Genomic DNA, 18905 nt, shown 5'->3' with positions numbered 1-18905 from the left:
ACATAAACGGACAATTACGTGCAGGCTTAACAGCCAGGATCCGGCCCGATAATTGCATTAAATATGTGCTCAGAGAATGAAAAATTTAATCCACAGAAATTCCGGGAGAAACACATGCCCCGTTGGTCACCGATAAAATCGCCGCTGAACCGTCGTATTGCCTCCCTTATGGTGGCAATGCTGCTCTCGGCCTGTGGTGGTGGTGAAAGCACCAGCTCCGCTGGTCCCGACCCGCTTGTCGAGGACTTCGGCATTGCCTACGTCAGGCAGCCCGTACCGGAAATGGATACTGCCGATGTACGCGAACCCGCCACCTTCCAGGCTGGCGGAGACTTGATCTACCGGGATCTTGCATCACCGGTTGCCAAGGAACGCAATATTACCGAACGCGTCACTGGCGGGATGGGCGATGTCAAGGATGTCGAGGCTTCCTTTGACGGCTCGCGCCTGTTGTTTGCGCTGCGACTCCCGGATATCGAGGGCGCAGACCCGGAGGACCAGCCAACCTGGAACCTGTGGGAATATGAAATCGCCACGGACACACTGAGCCGGGTTATCGCATCTGACATCATTGCCGAGGAAGGACAGGATGTCGCGCCACACTACCTCCCGGACAATCGCATTATTTTCTCGTCAACACGCCAGCGCGCTGCCGGCGCCATACTTATCGATGAAGGCAAGCCCCAGTTCGCCGCACTTGATGAAGACGAGAACGAGCCGGCAATGGTTCTACATATTATCGATGAAATACGGCAGAACATTACCCAGGTCTCATTCAACCAGAGCCACGACCTTGACCCGATTGTGTTAACAAACGGGGAGATCGTTTTCTCGCGCTGGGACAACGCAGGAAACAGCAGCGCCATCAATTTGTACAAAATGAACCCGGACGGCAGCCAGCTACGCCTGTTATATGGCGCTGCAAGTCATGACACCGGCACCAATGGGGCAACAATCCAGTTTCTCCAGCCGCGTGAATTACCGGATGGTGAAATCGCCGTACTTATCAAACCCTTCACTGGCAATAACCAGGGTGGCGATATTGTCGCTATCGACGTCAACAATTACGTTGAAAACACCCAGCCCACGTCCGCTAACCTGGGCGCTCTGGCGGGTCCTGCACAAGTATCGCGGAGCTTTGGTGAAGTTCGTACCGATGACCAGCCGTCACCGGCCGGGCGCTTCAATACCTTCTACCCGCTATGGGACGGCACTGATCGCGCACTGATCACATGGAGCCAGTGTCGCATGACAGATGGCACGCTGATCCTGCCCTGCACTGACCAGACAATTGCAGATCCTGCACTGCTTGAAGCCCCTCCCCTGTACAGCGTCTACCTGTATGATTTTGGCGACAATACCCAGCGTCCGGTATTTACACCGCAGGAAGGCATGTTTTACCGCGATGTAGTAGCTACCCAGCCGCGAACTCTGCCGACTATTGTTTTTGATGCCGTCCCCGGTGTCGACGTCGACCAGGTTCTGGTTGATGAAAATGTCGGCATACTGCACATTGCCAGCGTGTATGACTTTGACAGCCAGTACAACGCGCTCGGCGGCCCGGCAGCTGATCTTTCCATGCTGGCAGACCCCCAGCAAATACTGGCTGACCAGCGCCCGGCGCGTTTCCTCAGGCTGGTCAAGGCCGTCAGCCTGCCTGACGACACTATTGTCAACCTGATGGGCGCCAACTTCGGCCCCAACCGTTCACTCGGCATGCGTGAAATACTGGGCTACGCGCCCATTGAACCGGATGGCTCGGTACGCGTAAAAGTCCCGGCCAATGTCCCCTTCACGATCAGCGTGCTGGACAAGGAAGGCCGCCGTATTGGCCAACGACACGATAACTGGCTGCAACTACGGGCAGGTGAAGTTATGAACTGCTCGGGCTGCCACGATCCTGCAAGCGGTATGTCACACGGGAACCCGAATGCCTTTGCACCACTTAACACCGGCGCCCCCTTTGATGGTTACACCTTCCCCAATACGGAAGCCGCTTTTTTCGCTGATGCAGGCGATACCATGGCACAGGCCAGAACTCGCATTGATCCCACCGCACTGACACCCTCAGTTGATATCTTTTATGACGATGTGTGGACCGATGAAGTCGCTTCCGGCCGGCTGAAGGACACCAGCTTCAGCTACCTCTATGCCGACCTTGATCCGGTTGTCACGGCACCGGCCAGTACTAATTGCCAGAGTAACTGGAACTACCTGTGCAGAATCATCATCAACTACGAAACCGGCATCCACCCGATCTGGGGGGTTGATCGTGGTCCCGTAGACACCTGCATCAACTGCCACACCAATGCCGATATGGCGGGTGCTGACCGCATTCCGGATGCACAACTGGACCTTACCGATGGTATCTCTGACCAGAATGCCAATCACTTCAAGTCCTACCGGGAACTGCTGTTCGGCGACAATGTGCAGGAGCTGGACGCCATGGGCAACCTGGTCGACACACTGGTCCAGGCGACCGACGGCAACGGCAATCCCCTGTTTCTGCTCGACCAGAATGGCAACCAGATTCTTGATGTGAACGGGAACCCGATCCCCGTCATGGTTACTATTCCGGCAAGTCCGCCAATGAGCGCTGCCGGTGCACTGTCCAGCCCACGCTTTTTCAATATTTTCGCTCCTGGCGGAACACACGCCGGGCGGCTTACGACGGCAGAGCTGAAACTGATTGCCGAATGGCTGGATATCGGTGCCCAATACTACAATAATCCGTTTGACGTACCACCATGAGCGTCCGTACACCAGACTGAATATGGACTCTACCAACAACACAGGGATGTACCTTTGAAATCTGCCGCGTACCTACGCACACTCTCCAGCCTTCTGTTTATCTGGATCTTCCTGCTGCCAGCCTGTGCTTCAGCGGATATATTCAGTCGCCTGTTTGGCGATGATCAGCCAATGGAAGTCCAGATTGCCGACCCCTACATCGAGTTACATACCGGCGCAGGGCGTGGTTACCCCGTCTTTCACGTCGAGGAGCAGGGGGAATGGATTGAAATACTCAAACGTAAAACAGACTGGTTCAAGGTACGCACCCGCAAAGGCAAGCAGGGCTGGGTAGCGAGAGAGCAACTGGAACACACCCTGACGCCAGCCGGCGAAAATACCGAAATCCGCGATGCCACTTTCGAGGAGTTTTCATTTCACCGCCTGGAAACAGGTGCCATGGGTGGAGACTTCGAGGGTGCCGACGTCATGACGTTTTATGGTGCTTATTCGTTCACACCCAATCTATCCGCAGAGCTGTCTGCCTCCAAACTGTTTTCTCCTTTTTCAGATGCAGAAATGGCTAACCTCGGTTTGCTGATCCACCCTTTCCCGGAATGGCGCATTTCGCCGTTTTTCACTGTTGGAACAGGCATTATCCGGACAAATCCTAAAACCACCCTGGTCCAGGAACGCGACCGCATTGACCAACTCGCCCACGTCGGCGTCGGCGTCCGTGTCTACCTTACCAGGCAATTTATGTTTCGCGCACAATACAAGAACTACCTTATCTTTCAGAGCACCGATGACAACCAGGAGATAAACGAATGGCAAGCCGGACTGTCCGTCTTTTTCTGAATACAGCACTTGGCCTGGGCATACTTCTGGCGCCCGCCTGGTCTCCCGCCGTTTTCGCCGCCAGTGATGACCAGGTAGTACAACCTGAAATCAAACGTCGCGAAGTACACGAAGATGCCATTGACACAGAAGACTTCGAAGTCGGTGCCTGGGCCGGCATAATGAGCATAGAAGATTTTGGCTCCAACCCGATTTATGGCATCCGTGCAACCTATCACGTCACCGAGGATATATTCCTTGAAGGCGCATACGCCAGAACCCGTGGCGGAGAAACCAGTTTCGAACGTCTCAGTGGTGCCGCAAAAATCCTGACTGACGATGAGAGGGATCTTGACTACTACAACTTGTCGTTCGGCTTCAATATTCTCCCTGGCGAATCCTTCATTGGTAAGCGCTGGGCCTTTACCTCTGCCTTCTTCGTGATTGGCGGTATCGGCAGTACCAGCTTTGCCGGCGATGACATGCTGACATGGAACGCAGGCTTCGGTTACAAGGTGCTGCTGAATGACTGGCTGGCACTGCGCGTCGATGCCCGTGATCATGTTTTTGACCTGGATCTGCTGGGCGAAAAACGTACTACGCACAACCTGGAATTCAGCGGAGGCCTGTCAATATTTTTCTGATTTGTGAGCTATGCCCTGTTACGGCGGGCATGGCTCACGGAAACTGCACGGCATCGCCTGTGCGACAACGGCCCGACATGGCTTAACCCCGTCATGGTCCGGCCGCTACTACCGTGCATATGAAGAATTTGGAGATTGATATGAAATCAAAAAACGCTTGTATAAAACTCCTCGCACTGCCGCTCATGGGCTGGCTGCTGCTGGTCTCTGGCCAGCTACAGGCTGCCGCGCCACAGGGACCTGCACCCGACTTCGCACTGAAAACATCGGGCGGAGAAAACACCCGCCTCAGTGAACACCGCGGTGAAGTTGTCATGATTAACTTCTGGGCATCCTGGTGCGCACCTTGTCGCCAGGAAATGCCGCTGCTTGAAGAACTCTATACCCAGTACCAGCCCCTTGGCTTCACCATACTGGGCGTTAATGTCGAAGAGGACAGCAGCAAGGCACTCTCCATGCTGGAGGACATTCCAGTCAGCTTCCCGATCATGCTTGATACACGAAGCACGGTCAGCAAGCTGTATAATGTTGTCGCCATGCCCACATCGATACTCGTAGACCGGGATGGAAATATGCGTTACCTGCATCACGGTTACAAGCCGGGCTACGAGGAACAGTACCAGCAGCAGGTACGTGAACTGATCAGGGAATGAAAACTGTGAATCGAATGCTGACCATGGCTTGCCTGCTAATCCTGCTTGGAGGATGTAGTGGTATCGAACCATGGGTAAAACCCTACGAAAGGACTCATCTGGCTGACCCGATCATGAGTTTCAGCCGTGACCCTGTATCAAGCGCCTATAACGGTCACATTTACCAGGTCAGGGAAGGTGCGCGTGGCGCAGAAGGCGGGCATGGAGGCGGCTGTGGCTGCAACTAGAGCATGGCGACACCGGATCGCCGCAATACTGCTGCTACTGCCGGCACTGACACATAGCGCCATCCTCCCCGAGGATCGTGCTGATGCCCTTTACCATTCCTATGATGGCGGCGGCGTCACCGTTACCGGCCCGTCAATTCTGGTACGCAAGGGTGATGCAAAACGCTTTTCCGCCAGCGCCAACTACTACGCAGACAGCATCAGCAGTGCATCTATCGACGTCGTTACCCAGGGCAGTGAATACTCCGAGAGCCGCGACCAGTATTCGGTTGGTCTCGATTACCTTCACGCCGACACAACCATGTCACTGGCTTATACCAACAGCGAGGAAAGTGACTATAAAGCCGACACCTACAGTGTCACTTTCTCCCAGACCCTGTTCGGCAACATGACCACCGTCAACCTGGGTTACTCACGCGGTTTTGATGATGTGTTCCGTAACGGGGACACAAGTTTTTCCGAAACTGCCGATCACCAGAACTACCACATGTCACTCACCCAGGTTCTGACCAGGGACCTTTTACTCAGCCTGAACTATGATGCAGTCACTGACGAAGGCTTCCTGAACAACCCGTATCGGTCAGTTGCGTTCCTGGACACCAGTACACCTTCAGGTATTGGCTTTGAACCTGAAGCCTACCCCAATACGCGTACCAGCAATGCTGTATCTGCCAATTTTCTGTACTACCTGCCCTACCGCGCAACCATCAAGGCCGGCTATCGCTACTATGCCGACGACTGGGATATCGCTGCGCACACCGCCGAACTGGCCTATGTACACCCGTTCGGAAAGCACTGGATATTCGAGACAGGCTACCGCTTCTATACCCAGTCAGAAGCGGAATTCTATGCGGACTTTTTTCCGCGTGCAGATGCACAGAATTTCAAGGCGCGCGACAAAGAGCTCAGCCAGTTCACAGACCATACCATCAGCCTTGGCGTAAGTTATGACCTGCCCGGCGGGAAACGCGGCTTTATTGACAAAACAACGCTTAACCTCAAGTACAGCTACATTCTGTTTAAATATGACAACTTCACCGACCTGTCAGACTCGAGTCTGCCAGATTACGAATTCTCGGCCAGCGTGATCCAGGCGTTTGCCTCAATCTGGTACTGACGCTCACCCCATGCGATGTTTCTTCTGCCTGGTCGTCACCCTGCTATTCTCGACAAACGGGATGGCCGGCTGGCTGAAAAAAGAAGCGGATATCATGGGAACCCGCATCGTTGTCGAGCTTTACCATCAGGACCCGGCTGTCGCACAACAAGGTGTGCAAACCGTGCTGGCAGAAATGCGGCGGATCGATGCAGCAATGAGTCCCTTCATCGACAGCAGCGAACTGTCGCTTGTCAACCGGGAGGCAGCACAGCAGCCCGTAAAAATCAGCGCTGAACTGTTCCGGCTGCTACGACGCGCAAACCGGGTATCGACCTTGACCCATGGCGCCTTTGATATCACCTTTGCCAGTGTCGGATACCTCTACGATTACCGCAGAGGTATCCGCCCGGACGATGAGCAGCGCGCCAGGGCCACGACTCTGGTCAATTATCACCAGCTGCAGCTCAACGAGGTACAGCAGACAGTACATTTTGTAAAATCCGGCATGCGAATCGACCTCGGTGGAATTGCAAAAGGTTATGCCGTTGACCGCTGCATGGAGCTGCTGGAACAACTGGATATACACAACGCCCTGGTGCGCGCCGGCGGTGACAGTCGTGTCTCGGGTGAACGCTGGGGTCGCCCCTGGAGCATCGGTGTTCGTGATCCCCGGGACCGCGAAGGTGTTGTAGCAGTCATCCCTCTGGTCGACGTTGCTGTTTCCACCTCCGGTGATTACGAACGCTTTTTTGAGCGGGATGGTGTCCGTTATCACCACATCATCAACCCACGTACCGGAGACTCGGCCCGCGAACTGCAAAGTGCCACTATTATTGGTAGCGACGCCACCACCACTGATGCCCTGTCCACCAGTGTATTTGTGCTTGGACTGCAGGATGGTATGAAGCTGATTAACCGTCTGCCAGGTATCGATGCCATTCTGGTCGATAATCACGGCGCCCTGCACTATTCAAATGACCTTGAACCTGCCAGAAATCTGCACTCCGGCGTCAATGGACCGTCACCAGCCGTAGCCCCCTGAAGACGGGAAAATGTCCAGGGACGCTACACATTCCTTCTCTCCCCTGTCTGTCGCCCAAATGAGACAGAAATCTGCCTGATACCGCGCAAAGCAAGCTTTCCGGCTACATGGTACAGACCTTGCTTTATCAATTCATGACAGGGACAAGTTCCGGGCCAGCTGTGTCGAAATACACAGCCTTTCTGTGAACCCTGTATCAGAAATCAGCCATAGATAAACGCGATACTCGCGTGCACGTATGCGCATAGTTCCGCAACGCCGCAGGAGGGCGTTATGAAATCACTGTTAGGTGTAATCCTGGCCGGCCTGATGGCCTGGCCGTTGGTGGTGCTGGCTGAAAAACAGCCGACCGGTATGCAGGAAGATGTCCAGAATCTGAAAAAACAGGTGCTTGAACTCAATCGTGATCTTTTCCTGCTGGAAGAAGAATTGCTTTTCCCATCCAACACCCAGGTATCGGTCTTTCTGTCCATGGATGTCGGAACATTTTTCCAGCTCGATTCTGTTTCTGTAAAACTGGATGGCAAGGAAGTCGCCAACTATCTGTATACACCGCGAGAAATCGATGCGCTGATACGCGGTGGCGTACAACGTATCCATATCGGGAACATAAAAAATGGTGAACACGAACTGGTCGCCTTTTTTACCGGCAAGGGGCCGCATGGTCGCGATTACCGACGCGGTTCGACAACGACTATAAAAAAAGGCCTGGGACCGAAGTATGTGGAATTACGGATTGTTGATGCCACGAATAACCAGCAACCGGAATTCAGTGTCAAGGAATGGTAATGTCTCGCCACACCCTGCAGCACATGATGTTGCTGTTTCTGGGCCTGTTCTCGACCGGCAGCTTTGCCGGCGCTGACAAGCCACAACAGGTCCAGGATCTCCAGTATGGCGAGGTCCTGTTCCATTTTTATCAGGACGATTATTTCACTGCAATCTCCCACCTGATGGCAGCGCAGGCACAATCACAACTACCACACCATCATGATGAGGCAGAATTGCTGCTGGGCGGACTGCAACTTTCCTACGGCATGCTCGACCAGGCCGAAGAGCGCTTTGAAAACCTGCTCGACCCGGATACAAATCTCGACCTGCGTAACCGTGCCTGGTTCTACCTGACCAAGATTTCCTACCAGCACGGCCTCTACGAAAATGCGGCAAAAGCCTTCAAGCGTGTTGAGCTTTCAGGCAACAAGGCCATGCAGGCAGAGCTCGCCGTACTGGGTGCCAACATCTATATGGCTATGGGCAAGGACGCAACCGCCACGGACATTCTCGACAAGGTGCGTGCGCCCGAGGGCTGGAAAGAATATCTCCAGATCAACAAAGGTATTGCACAACTGCGAGCCGGGGACATCAAGGCAGGTCAGGCAACCCTGGATAAACTCGGTCGCGAGGATGCCGACAGCGAAGAGCTCCTTGCTCTGCGTGATCGCGCCAACCTGGCCCTGGGATACCAGCTGCTACGTGAAGGTGAAGCAGAGCAGGCCAGAAAATACCTGGACCGTGTTCGACTGCGCGGACCTTTTATGCAGGAAGCCCTGCTCGGCGCCGGTTGGGCCGATGCTGAACGCGGCAACTATGAAGCTGCGCTGACGCCCTGGCTGAGACTCAACAAACTCGACAGCAAGCAGCCGGCCGCACTTGAAGTCCGGCTTGCTGTCCCCTACTCCTTTGCGCAACTGGGAGACCGGGACCGGGCCATCTATTTTTATGAGCAGGCCATCGATTCATATGATACCGAACAGGCAGATATCGACGCCGCTATTCAGGCCGCCGAATCAGGTGCGCTGCTGGAGTTACTGGCCCAGGCGGACACACATGAATCTGGCGGCTGGTTACATGATGCACCTGCGCTGAAAGATATCCCTTCGGGTCGCTATCTGGTTGATGTACTGTCACAACACGCTTTCCAGGAGAATCTGAAAGACTATCGGGACCTGGGGTTTCTCCAGGCGCTACTGACCCGCCGTCTGTCGAATATCGAACTGTTACACGACATGGTCGACACGCGCCGCCTGGCCTATGAAAAACGATCTCCCGCTATCCGCGAGCGCCTTGAGCAACAACAGGCGCAGACATTACATGCACGCTGGCTGAATCTTGGTGAAAAACTCGAGATACAGGTGCAAAGCAAAACCCCCCTCGGTCTTGCTACCGGCAAGGAACAACAGCAGCTTGCAACCCTGGACAAGGTAGAGAAAACACTTGCGCGCCTGCCCGACAGCCACAAACGAAAACACGTCCTTCAGGACAAGGCGCGCTGGCTGCATGGCATTTTGTACTGGCAGATTCAGGCGGACTACCCGCAACGGCTGTGGGATGTTCGCAAACAACTGCAAGCCCTGAAACAACCAACCGAACAGCTGCTTGCAGCACACAACACCATTGAGCAGGGGCTGAAGACTGTACCAGATTCATTTAGCGGGTATGACAAGCGCATCGAAACCCTGCGCAACCGCATTCACATGCTGCAACCTGCAATCCATGAAGCCAGGCGCAATGCCGGACAGCAGATATATAAACTCGCCATGCAGGAACTGGGCGCACGTCGCGAACGCCTGGTCAGTTACCGTGCCCAGGCACGTTATGCACTGGCACGCAGCTATGACCAGCTTGCAGGACAAAATGGAGCGGGGGGCAAGCAATGAGAACCTGCCCCGCATTACTGACTGCGCTACTGCTTGCCGGCTGTTCATCCGTTCACCTGCCCGGCTCTTCCAGGGAGCCCACCATCGGTTCTCTCGAAGCGCCACAACTGCCTGACGCACCCCGGCAACAAAGTGATAATCCACGAAAAGCTGCCATACAGCATTACCAGGCTTTCCTGGATGAATCGCCGGAGAACGTATTTGTGCCTGAAGCCATGCGTCGGCTTGCAGACCTGTACCTCGCCGACGAGCAGGACGCGCTGGGGGAAGGGCAGGCTGTCGCCGGCAGCACCTCACGCGCTGCACAGCTCTATGCGCAGCTGCTTAAGCGCTACCCGGACCACAAACGAAACGATACGGCGCTGTATCAGCTGGCACGAGCCTACGAACAGTCAGGTGAAACCGAGCCTGCCATGCAGGCACTGAGCCACTATGCGGACAAGTATTCAGAAAATGACAAGTATGACGAAGCCCAGTTCCGGCGCGGTGAATACCTGTTTGTCCGTCGCCAGTTCCGCGATGCCGAAGCCGCTTACCAGGCCGTCCTCGATACCGGTGCCGACTCTGACTTCCACCAACAGGCGCTCTACAAACTTGGCTGGGCCAGATTCAAGCAAAATGACTATGAATCCGCACTTCATGCCTACATCAGTCTGCTGGATGAAATACTCGGTGCGCATGACAGCACCGAGCTGCCGGATGGACTGGCACGTGCTGACCAGGAGCGCCTTGATGACACACTACGCGCTGTCAGCCTGAGTTTTTCGTACCTTGGTGATACAAAATCCATACAAGGCTATTTCTCGCGCCAGGGTAACAAACCGTATGAGCCACTGCTTTATGCCCGTCTGGCAGGACTTCATCTGTCCAAGGAACGCTACAGTGATGCTGCTGACACATACCGCCTGTTCGCCGAAGCACACCCGCAACATCGTGAAGCTCCTCTGTTCCAGTCGAGGGTCATCGATGTCTATAAAAAGGCCGGCTTTGGTGCCCGCGTCCTGGAAGAGAAACAGGCCTTTGTCGAACGCTATCAACCTGCCGGTAATTACTGGCAGCAGCACAATCCGGAAGATTCACCGGATGTACTTAACCAGGTGCAGCGACACCTGCGCGATGTCGCCGAGCATTACCACGCACAGGCACAACAACAGAAAAAGCCGGCCGCCTATACTGAGGCAGGTCGCTGGTATCGCCTGTTCCTGAGCGCATTCCCGGCCAGCAAGCAGGCACCTTACATGAACTTCCTGTATGCCGAACTGCTGACCAGCGCCGGTTCGCACGGGGAAGCCGCACTGCAATACGAACGTACAGCCTATAACTATGGTGAACATGAGAAAGCGGCTGAATCCGGTTATGCCGCTCTCCTTGCTTACAGAAAACATGAATCTGCATTGCAGGGCAGAAAACGTACCGACTGGCACCTTGCAGGCATCACCAGCGCACTGCACTTCGCCACAAAGTTTCCCGGGCATAAGCAAGCCTTGCCGGTACGCACATTGGCTGCCCAGCAATTGTATGCGCTCAAGGACTACCAGGGCGCTATTGCTGCCGCCTTGCCAGTTACAGAAAATCCACGCGCGACTACTGCCTTGTCATTGTCTGCCTGGACCGTCATTGCCCACAGCCGTTTTGACCTGCAGGACTATCTCAAGGCGGAAGCAGCCTACCAGGAAGTACTTGCCCGCACGCCAAACAATGACGAAAAACGAAATGCGTTACAGGAGAAACTGGCTGCCAGCATCTATAAACAGGGCGAACAGGCCCGTTCAAGTGGCGACCTTGCAGCCGCAGCCGGTCATTTCCTGAGGATCGCATCCGCTGTGCCGCGCTCGCCGATCAACGTAACGGCCCAGTACGATGCCGCCGCCGCTTACATTGCGCTTAAGCGCTGGCCTGATGCCATCCGTATACTGGAGCCCTGGCGCAAGGCCAACCCGAAGCACAAACTGCAGCCAGATGTAACACGCAAGCTTGCTGTACTCTATCGTGAGAACGGACAACCTGTACTCGCTGCTGGTGAGTTTGAACGTATCGCCAGCACCGAGAAAGATCCTGCCCTGCGTCGGGAAGCACGACTCACCACAGCCAGCCTGTACCAGCAGGCGGGGCGTGGCGACAGGGCTATAGAAGCTTACAAACGTTTCATCAAGGAATTCCCGCAGCCCGTAGAGCCGGCCATGGAAGCGCAGTACCAGCTGGTACAGCTGTATGACAAGGCAGGCCAGGCGGACAGGAAACTCTACTGGCAGGGTCAACTGGTCAAATCAGATCGAGCTGCCGGAAAACAGCGCACCGACCGCACACGCTACCTGGCTGCGCACGCCCGACTGGCACTGGTTGCCGGCGAACAGACCGCCTACCGCCAGGTTCTGCTGAAAGAACCCCTCAAGAAAAGCCTGGCAAAGAAAAAGAAGCATATGAAGGCGGCTATCAAGGGTTACACCGAGGCCGCCGCCTACAAGGTAGCCGAAGTATCAACCGAGGCCACTTTCCGAATTGGAAAAATTTACCAGGATTTCGGCGCTGCGTTGATGACTTCGGAACGACCGCGCAATCTGAACGAAGAAGAACTGGAGCAGTATGAAATCCTGCTCGAGGAACAGGCCTATCCATTCGAGGAAAAGGCCATCGAAATCCACGAAACCAATGCCCAGCGCACAACCGACGGACTGTATGACGCGTGGGTACGCAAGAGTCTCGCGGAACTCGCAGAGCTGATGCCGGTGCGCTACGCCAAACAGGAAAAAGGGGAAGATTTTGTTGCCGTACTTCAGTAAAGCCCTGCTTGTTCCTCTATTAATTTTGCTTGCTGCAGGTTGCAGCAGCGTGCGCACATCCTCATCTCCTGCAGAAGACGGAAAAGCAAAACAGGAACAAAAACTGCCGCGCAACTATGACAATGCGCTGGTATTGATGAAGAGCGGCAACTACCAGGCTGCCATCCCCGTATTGAATGTCTTTATCGCCAGCAAGCCCGGTTTTGCCGGCCCCTACCTGAACCTCGGTATTGCTTACCGGTTAACCGGACAGGAGGACGCAGCTGCCGATGCCCTCAATCATGCGCTGCAACTCAACCCCGAAAACCCTTCCGTCTGGCACCAGCTGGCTATTTTGTACCGCAGCCAGGGTGACTTCAGTGCCGCACTCGATGCCTACCGAAAAGCCCTGGAACTGGATCCGAACTATGCCCTCGCACACCGCAATATCGGCATCCTGTATGACCTGTATCTGCAACAGCCTGCGCTGGCGCTTGAGCATTACCGGAAATACCTTTCCCTGACGGATGGGGAAGACACCACTGTCAGCGGCTGGGTTATGGACCTGGAGCGCCGCAGCGGTAGCGCACAGGCGAGGACCACACCATGAAGCACATCAAGCTGCTGGTTTACATACTGTTATTTTGTACGTCATCAACCTTGCAAGCTGAAGAGACACTCGACCTCGACGGCATGTCTATCATCGGTAACCGCGAACTTCCAAAAGCGCTGTTTATTGTTCCCTGGAAAGATCCGGAAGCGGCACTGGCACCCGACAGACCGGTAAACAGCCTGATAAACAATAGTCTGCAGCCGGTTGACCCGGATGTTTTCCGACGCAAATTGCAATATTTCGACACAGTTCACAAAAACGGCTCAAGGTACACGGCCGAAACCCCGTAAACAAGGGACTACATCAAGGAGTTCACCATGGATATCTATTCTTCACTCGTACAATTTTTTCAGGCCGGCGGCCTGTTTATGTACCCCATTGTGGTGGTGCTGGCACTGGGCGTGGCCATTGCCGCCGAACGCTATATCTATTTGACGACAGCACGTGCAACCAACCAGCGCGTATGGAAGAAGGTCATGCCAATGCTGATGGAGGGCAACTACAGCCAGGCAGTTGCTATTACCGAAAAATCAAAGGCGGCCCTGAGTCGCATCCTGCGCTACGGGCTGGATCGTGCAGGCAGTGATGTACGCCGTGATGACGTCGAGGTTGCCATGGAAGAAGGCCTGATGGAAACCGTTCCGCGACTGGAGAAACGCACCCACTACCTGGCTACCTTCGCCAACATTGCCACGCTGCTCGGACTGCTGGGTACTATCATGGGCCTGATACAGGCGTTTACCGCTGTGGCCAACGCCAACCCGGCCGAAAAGGCTGACATGCTGTCCGCCAGTATCTCGGTTGCGATGAACACAACAGCTTTCGGACTGATGGCGGCCATCCCACTGTTGCTCATCTACACGGTGCTGCAAACCAAGACGACCGAGCTGGTCGACAGTCTGGAAATGGCCTCGGTCAAGTTCCTGAACATCCTGACTGAACGCAACCGGGCGTCTGCCGGATGAAACGTCGCTGGCGCAAAAAGGTTACCGGTGAACCAACCGAGGTTAACATCACGGCCTTTATGAACCTGATGGTCATACTGGTACCGTTCCTGCTGATTACGGCAGTGTTCTCACGCATCACCATTCTGGAGCTCAACCTTCCGACTGAAGGCGCACCTTCAAAAGAAGTGGCCAGGGATGAAAAGGAACAGCTGCAGCTGGAGGTAATTGTGCGTCGTAACGTCATTGAAATCGGTGACCGAAAACGTGGGCTGCTGAAATCTGTCGCGGTTGCCGCAGATGGAAGTCACCTGCAACAGGTATCCGACATGCTGCAACAGATCAAGGCACGTTTCCCGGACAAAAAGGACATTACCCTGCTGCTGGAAACGGATACATCCTATGACCGGCTGGTGGGAATGATGGATACCCTGCGCATCGCACGTGTCGAACGCGACGGCGAAATCGTTATGGCAGAATTGTTTCCTGCAATTTCCATTGGCGATGCACCGGCCGGCAAGCTGCGCACTGTAAAAAGGAACACTCCATGAAAATGTCACGCCGCGCAAAGCGCATGGAACGCCACCACAAGCGCAGCAAAGGAACACCGGGATTCAACATGGTGTCACTGATGGATATCTTTACGATCCTGGTCTTCTTCCTGCTGGTGAACTCGGGAGAAGGTGAAGTGCTGCCCAGTGCAAAGGACGTAGCCCTGCCCGAATCGATTTCTGAACAGAAGCCTCGCCAGAATATTGTGGTCATGGTCACCGACAAGGAAATCCTTGTGCAAGGCACCCGGATCCTGCGTGTCAGCAACATCCCGGACGATGGTAAACTGACCATCGAACCACTCAGGTATGCGCTTGAAGCGAAGAACAAACGCCGCATTATCAAGACCTCAAACCAAAAGGTTGCACCCCCCGAAGTCACGATAATGGGTAGCAAGGAAATCCCCTACCAGCTGCTGAAGAAAGTCATGGCCACCTGCACGGATGCAGGTTTCGGCAAGATCTCACTTGCTGTACTCCAGAAACCGGCACAGGAAAGCTAGGAAAAGACATGGTCTATTCGCACTCACTCTCACTGCCCTGGTCGATTTCCGCGGAAGATGAACGACGCTTCCGCAAGGCCCTCACTATTACCCTGGTGTTGACGGTTGTACTGGCGATTGCCATCCCTTACTTGCCAGTGTTCAAGAAACCGGTCGAGGATGAGGTCGAGCTTCCACCGCGTGTCGCCAAACTGGTTTTCGAGAAACACATCGAACCCAAACCTAAACCCAAACCTAAACCCGAAGTGGTCAGGAAAAAACCCGACCCCGTGAAAAAGAAGGTCAAGGCAAAGAAAAGACCGCCGACCAAAGTGGTCAAAAAACAGCCCCCGAAAAAGCCGAAGGTCGACGCACTCGAGCAGGCACGCAAGAAGGCGTCCAGTGCAGGCCTGCTGGCGCTGCAAGACTCGCTCTCCGACCTGCGTGACCAGTCTGTTGATGAACTGCGCGGCGCCAGGCGTGTAAGCAGCACGGCTACAACGGCACGCAAGACCGAACGTTCGTTGATCACTTCAAAAGTGGGCAGCGCCAGTAAAGGTATCAACACCTCCAGGCTTAGCCGTGATACCGGCTCTACGAAGCTGGCGTCACGCACAGCGACGGAAGTCAAAAGCTCGATAGCAAAAACTTCACTCAACAAGAAACAGCGCAACAGCCGTACTGCTTCGCGCAGCTATGAAGATATCCAGATTGTCTTTGACCGCAACAAGGGGGCGATTTACAGCCTCTATAATCGCGCTTTGCGCAAGGACCCGAGCTTGCAGGGAAAAATGGTTATCAGTCTTACGATAGCTCCTTCCGGAAAAATCACCGGTATAAAGCTGGTCTCAAGTGAACTGGGTGATGCAAAGCTGGAACAGAAACTGTTAAGGCGTATAAAAATGTTTAACTTCGGTGCCAAGCAGGTCGGTGATGTTACGGTTACTTACCCAATCGACTTCTTGCCCGCATGATCACTGGGTGCTGTTAACCACTCCCGCACCGGCAAGATAGGCCAGTACGATACCGGAGAAGACCGCTGCACCAAACCAGTTGTTATCAAGAAACGCCCTGAAGCAGGCTTTGGGTTCACGCTCCCGGATCAGATACTGCTGGTACAGGGCAAGGCCGGCGGCCAGTGCAAGACCAAAATAAAAATAACCGCCCAACGATGCCGCCTGCCCGACAAGCGCCAGCGCTCCGAGCGCCAGTACCTGTAAAATCCCGATCAACAGCCGGTCTGAATCTCCGAACAGGATAGCCGTCGATTTCACACCTACCTTCAGGTCGTCTTCGCGGTCAACCATGCCATATATGGTGTCGTAGGCCGTCGTCCACAACACCGTCGCCACAAAAAGTAACCAGGCAACACGTGGCACTTCGCCGGTTTGCGCCGCAAAGGCCATGGGCACCGCCCAGCCGAATGCAGCACCGAGCACAACTTGCGGCAAATGCGTATGACGTTTCATAAACGGATATAGTGCCGCCAGCGCCACAGCAACGAATGACAGGTATATGGTCAGTGTATTCATGAACAACACCAGAACAAAGGCCAGCATGCACAACACCGCAAACAGAATCAGTGCCTCACGCGGCGTTACCTTGCCGCAGGCAATGGGTCGGTTACAGGTGCGCGCCACATGCGGGTCAATATTCCTGTCCGCATAATCATTGATAACGCAGCCCGCTGAACGCATCAGTACAACACCCAGGATAAAAACACCCACCACCGGCAAGTCAGGCTTGCCTTTACCTGCAATCCACAGTGCCCACAGCGTCGGCCACAGTAACAGATAAATACCAATGGGCTTGTCGAGCCGCATCAGCCTTGCATATTGCTCCATGCGTTCCCTGATATTGCCTGATTTCACGGTTAGTTACTCCGCACCGATCCCGGGTAAGAAAATCTCGCTGACAAGTAATGGCTTGCCGCCAACACGGAACGACGCCCCCCAGATTGCCCATGGCCTGCGCGGCATACAAGGCTCCGATAAAAGTATGATTATTGCATATTTGACCCACGCGTGACTGCGTCAGCCGCCAACCTGGAAAGCTGGGACACACCTCACATATTCCATCCACTCCGGTGTGACACCTATCGCGGAATCTCTGTCGCCTGCAGCGCATGCTGATCACCTGAAACCAGAAGGCAGGGAATCATCATGCACTATCAGGCCCTCAACAACTCACCTCACCACGTATCCCACTCTTTCGGTCTTCGTGCAAAGCGTGTCCTCGATCGAAATCCGGCCCTGCGGCTGGCCGTTCTGGGCCTACTTAATGGCGCAGCCAGTCTGATGTTACTTTCTCCAGCGATTACGCTGTCCAGCGCATCACTTTCGGCAATATGGCTGTATAACCATATCAATGGACCACTCGACTGGTTTTTCACCGAAGCGCTTTGTGCACTGGCACTGGTTTCCGGCTGGGTAGCCATACAGCAGTACCTTACCCGCCCCAGGCAGTCTGAAGGTGTCCATCTCGAAGAGCAGGACTGCCCGGAGCTGTTTTCCATGCTGGAGCGCCGTACTTCACATTTTGATACTCCTGCGCCAGACCTGGTCATCCTTACTGATGAAGCAAGGCTTTCTATCCGCCAGGTGCCACATACTGTCATCCCGTTCGGTCATAAATCCATCCTGGCTATTGGCGCCCCCCTGCTGTTCTTTCTGTCCCGCGACCTGTTCCGGCTGGCACTTGCAGGTGCTGTTGCCGCCCATGCTCGCAAACAACATGGCCTGCGCGGCTGGATCATTCGCCGTTGTGAAGACTGGCCGCAGGTCATTGAGGCGCTTCAAAATCGTCCATCTCTTTTTGCCCGCCTGTTCCTGCCGGTACTGCAGCGACTGGATTCACTGAACCATCTTCTCGGCCAGGAAATGCGCGCAGAACTTCAGCAGGATGCCGGGCAGTGGGTTGCTGAGCACACCGACGAACAGCAGGCTGAGCAGCTGCTGGCCGCCCAGATACTGACCGGACTGTTCCTGCAACGCCAGTACTGGCCCATGGTCATGAAAGCGGCCGATCGCTGTCCGTCACCGGTCGTAAAGCCGTTCAGTCATTTTGAACTGCTGCTGGGAAAAACACTTAACCGTGACACCGCCAACCGCTGGTTGCTGCAGGCACAAACCAGCAACAACGATAACCGTGAAGTACGTGACATGCTGGCCGGGCTGAGGCTTGAGCGCCTGACCTGGTCAGGTCTGCCGGAAACACCTGCCATCAATGGCCTTGTCCCTGGCAACGTCCTGAAAGCACTCGACCGGGCCTGGCAAATCCGCATTCAGTCAGAGTGGGACGAACACCATGCAAGGTTCCAGCACGATCTGAAGCGTTTCAATCAACTCCGGCAACAGCACGCCGAACAGGTGCTGCACGGCGAGCCTGCCATGCGCTACGTAGAACTGGCTGAACAACTGGTCGACATGGATGAGCTTGCAGAAATTTGCCAGTCTGTTTGCGAGAGTAATCGCAATGACCCCGCATTGAACTTTTCCTGTGGACGACGTCTGATCGAATCCGGACGTGCCCGGACCGGTTGCCAGGCACTGCAGCGCGCCGCCGAACTTGACCAGTCACTGGCGCACCGGGCACACGCAATGATTAACGAGCAAAACTGTGCGTGGCTCAACAAACCTCCGGAAGAGCACAAGGCGCAGGCATGATG

18 protein-coding genes are annotated in these 18905 nt (G+C 54.8%); 17 read left to right on the top strand and 1 reads right to left on the bottom strand.

Annotated features, from left to right (window positions below):
* The first annotated feature begins 114 nt into the window (after window positions 1-114).
* From DFR30_RS01390 to DFR30_RS01315, 16 genes are all read left to right on the top strand, one after another.
* Window positions 115-2751 carry an HzsA-related protein gene (locus DFR30_RS01390; RefSeq protein ID WP_132970966.1) on the top strand — a complete coding sequence of 879 codons (2637 nt, stop codon included), beginning with the start codon at window positions 115-117 and terminating at the stop codon, window positions 2749-2751.
* Window positions 2752-2805: 54 nt separating this feature from the next.
* Complete coding sequence (locus DFR30_RS01385; protein ID WP_207891782.1) at window positions 2806-3588, top strand: outer membrane beta-barrel protein; 783 nt, start codon at window positions 2806-2808, stop codon at window positions 3586-3588.
* Entirely contained in the window at window positions 3558-4211 is a 654-nt protein-coding gene (locus DFR30_RS01380) for an outer membrane beta-barrel domain-containing protein (RefSeq protein ID WP_132970965.1), read from the top strand. Before DFR30_RS01385 ends, DFR30_RS01380 begins: the two co-directional genes overlap by 31 nt.
* A 140-nt stretch (window positions 4212-4351) precedes the next feature.
* A complete protein-coding gene (locus DFR30_RS01375) occupies window positions 4352-4864 on the top strand; it encodes a TlpA family protein disulfide reductase (RefSeq protein WP_207891781.1) in 513 nt (170 codons plus the stop codon).
* On the top strand, window positions 4861-5091 hold the full coding sequence (locus DFR30_RS01370) for a DUF4266 domain-containing protein (RefSeq protein ID WP_207891780.1): 231 nt from the start codon (window positions 4861-4863) through the stop codon (window positions 5089-5091). The genes DFR30_RS01375 and DFR30_RS01370 overlap by 4 nt, the downstream gene beginning before the upstream one ends.
* The gene (locus tag DFR30_RS01365; RefSeq protein ID WP_207891779.1) at window positions 5048-6208 is read left to right on the top strand and encodes a DUF3570 domain-containing protein; all 1161 of its coding nucleotides are present in this window, start codon (window positions 5048-5050) and stop codon (window positions 6206-6208) included. The genes DFR30_RS01370 and DFR30_RS01365 overlap by 44 nt, the downstream gene beginning before the upstream one ends.
* 10 nt (window positions 6209-6218) lie before the next feature.
* Window positions 6219-7232: an FAD:protein FMN transferase gene (locus DFR30_RS01360; RefSeq protein WP_243640646.1), complete on the top strand. Its 1014-nt coding sequence runs from the start codon at window positions 6219-6221 to the stop codon at window positions 7230-7232.
* 273 nt (window positions 7233-7505) lie between these two features.
* Entirely contained in the window at window positions 7506-8021 is a 516-nt protein-coding gene (locus DFR30_RS01355; protein ID WP_165869057.1) for an AraC family transcriptional regulator, read from the top strand.
* Window positions 8021-9889, top strand: a complete 1869-nt coding sequence (locus tag DFR30_RS01350; protein WP_132970964.1) for a tetratricopeptide repeat protein — start codon at window positions 8021-8023, stop codon at window positions 9887-9889. The genes DFR30_RS01355 and DFR30_RS01350 overlap by 1 nt, the downstream gene beginning before the upstream one ends.
* Window positions 9886-12669 carry a tetratricopeptide repeat protein gene (locus DFR30_RS01345; RefSeq protein ID WP_132970963.1) on the top strand — a complete coding sequence of 928 codons (2784 nt, stop codon included), beginning with the start codon at window positions 9886-9888 and terminating at the stop codon, window positions 12667-12669. Before DFR30_RS01350 ends, DFR30_RS01345 begins: the two co-directional genes overlap by 4 nt.
* Before the next feature lie 49 nt (window positions 12670-12718).
* Window positions 12719-13258, top strand: a complete 540-nt coding sequence (locus DFR30_RS01340) for a tetratricopeptide repeat protein (RefSeq protein ID WP_132970962.1) — start codon at window positions 12719-12721, stop codon at window positions 13256-13258.
* Complete coding sequence (locus tag DFR30_RS01335; RefSeq protein WP_132970961.1) at window positions 13255-13551, top strand: hypothetical protein; 297 nt, start codon at window positions 13255-13257, stop codon at window positions 13549-13551. The genes DFR30_RS01340 and DFR30_RS01335 overlap by 4 nt, the downstream gene beginning before the upstream one ends.
* A 27-nt stretch (window positions 13552-13578) precedes the next feature.
* Window positions 13579-14226: a MotA/TolQ/ExbB proton channel family protein gene (locus DFR30_RS01330; RefSeq protein WP_132970960.1), complete on the top strand. Its 648-nt coding sequence runs from the start codon at window positions 13579-13581 to the stop codon at window positions 14224-14226.
* Window positions 14223-14756 carry an ExbD/TolR family protein gene (locus DFR30_RS01325; RefSeq protein WP_132970959.1) on the top strand — a complete coding sequence of 178 codons (534 nt, stop codon included), beginning with the start codon at window positions 14223-14225 and terminating at the stop codon, window positions 14754-14756. The genes DFR30_RS01330 and DFR30_RS01325 overlap by 4 nt, the downstream gene beginning before the upstream one ends.
* Window positions 14753-15259 (top strand): ExbD/TolR family protein, encoded by a 507-nt coding sequence (locus DFR30_RS01320; RefSeq protein WP_132970958.1) that lies wholly within the window; start codon window positions 14753-14755, stop codon window positions 15257-15259. The genes DFR30_RS01325 and DFR30_RS01320 overlap by 4 nt, the downstream gene beginning before the upstream one ends.
* Window positions 15260-15267: 8 nt before the next feature.
* Window positions 15268-16212 (top strand): AgmX/PglI C-terminal domain-containing protein, encoded by a 945-nt coding sequence (locus DFR30_RS01315; protein ID WP_132970957.1) that lies wholly within the window; start codon window positions 15268-15270, stop codon window positions 16210-16212.
* Here the strand turns inward: DFR30_RS01315 and ubiA are convergent, their stop codons facing one another.
* Window positions 16213-17094 carry a 4-hydroxybenzoate octaprenyltransferase gene (gene ubiA / locus DFR30_RS01310; protein ID WP_132974334.1) on the bottom strand — a complete coding sequence of 294 codons (882 nt, stop codon included), beginning with the start codon at window positions 17092-17094 and terminating at the stop codon, window positions 16213-16215.
* A gap of 306 nt (window positions 17095-17400) precedes the next feature.
* Here ubiA and DFR30_RS01305 point away from each other — a divergent pair, with 306 nt between their 5' ends.
* Entirely contained in the window at window positions 17401-18903 is a 1503-nt protein-coding gene (locus DFR30_RS01305; RefSeq protein ID WP_132970956.1) for a hypothetical protein, read from the top strand.
* Window positions 18904-18905 lie beyond the last annotated feature (2 nt).

It is taken from the genome of Thiogranum longum (genome assembly GCF_004339085.1).
Classification (GTDB): Bacteria; Pseudomonadota; Gammaproteobacteria; order DSM-19610; family DSM-19610; genus Thiogranum; species Thiogranum longum.
The sequence above is the reverse complement of the archived record's forward strand: the minus strand, read 5'-3'. Positions and strand labels throughout refer to the sequence as shown.